The organism is Acidisphaera rubrifaciens HS-AP3 (genome assembly GCF_000964365.1).
Classification (GTDB): domain Bacteria; phylum Pseudomonadota; class Alphaproteobacteria; order Acetobacterales; family Acetobacteraceae; genus Acidisphaera; species Acidisphaera rubrifaciens.
Genome location: NZ_BANB01000483.1, coordinates 1 through 1,217 on the forward strand (window position 1 = coordinate 1; position 1,217 = coordinate 1,217).

2 protein-coding genes are annotated in these 1,217 nt (G+C 73.8%); both read left to right on the forward strand.

What is annotated here, in order from left to right; all coding sequences use genetic code 11:
- Positions 1-699: AAA family ATPase (locus B8460_RS13435; protein ID WP_048862117.1), on the forward strand; the 699-nt coding region annotated here is incomplete at its 5' end.
- Positions 696-1,217, forward strand: a 522-nt coding sequence (locus B8460_RS13440) for a pseudouridine synthase (protein ID WP_048862118.1), incomplete at its 3' end; no start/stop codon positions are given. The genes B8460_RS13435 and B8460_RS13440, both read left to right, overlap by 4 nt.

Consider the following 1,217-nt stretch of genomic DNA (forward strand, 5'->3'; position numbering starts at 1 on the left):
GACGGTCGCTATCTGCTGAACATGGCCGAGCAGGTGCTGGCGCTGCCGGAGGGGTCTGCGCCGCTCGACACCGCCGCGCTGACGGCCCTCCTGGCCCGGCGTGCGGCGCTGTACGACCGCGACCGGGAAGAGCACTACAACCTGATCTCGGCGCTGCATAAGTCGCTGCGCGGGTCCGACCCCGACGCCGCGCTCTATTGGTTCGCGCGGATGCTGGCGGGCGGCGAGGACCCGCGCTACCTCGCCCGCCGCCTGCTGCGCTTCGCGGCCGAGGATGTCGGGCTCGCCGATCCGCAGGCGCTCACGCTGACGCTCGCGGCGTGGGAGACCTATGAGCGGCTCGGCAGCCCGGAGGGCGAACTCGCGCTGGCCGAGGCGGTCGTCTATCTGGGCACGGCGCCGAAATCGAACGCAGTCTATGCGGCGCTCGGCGAGGCCCGGGCGGCGGCGCGGGCGACCGGCAGCCTGATGCCGCCGGCGCATATCCTGAACGCGCCGACCAAGCTGATGAAAGAGCTCGGCTACGGCGCCGACTATGCCTATGACCACGCCGCCGACGACGCCTTCAGCGGACAGAACTACTTCCCCGAGGGGATGGAGCGGGCGCAGTTCTACCGGCCGACCGGCCGTGGCGCGGAGGCCGAGATCGCGCGGCGGCTGGCGCAATGGGCGGCGCTGCGCGACAAGCGCGCACGATGAGCGAGGTTCAGCAGCGCACGGTCAGCGAGGACGAGGCCGATCTTCGCCTCGACCGCTGGTTCCGCCGGCACTTCCCGGCGATGACCCAGGGCGCGATCCAGAAATTGTGCCGCACCGGGCAGGTGCGGGTGGACGGCCGGCGGGTGGAGGCGGCGACGCGCCTCGCGCCGGGGCAGGCCGTGCGTGTGCCGCCCCTTCCCCCCGCGCGCCCCGTCGCGCCGGCACGGGCGCATCCGCCGGTCGATCCGCACGACGCCGCCGACCTGCGCGCGGCGGTGCTGTATCGCGACGACCAGGTGATCGTCCTGAACAAGCCGCCCGGGCTGCCGGTGCAGGGCGGCCCGGGGATCACCCGGCATCTGGACGGCATGCTCGACGCGCTGGCCTTCGACGGCGCGCGGCCGCGCCTTGTCCACCGGCTCGACCGCGACACCTCCGGGGTGCTGCTGCTCGCCCGCACGCCGGGCGTGGCGGCGCGGCTCGCGGCGGCGTTCCGCAGCCGCGACATGGAAAAGACC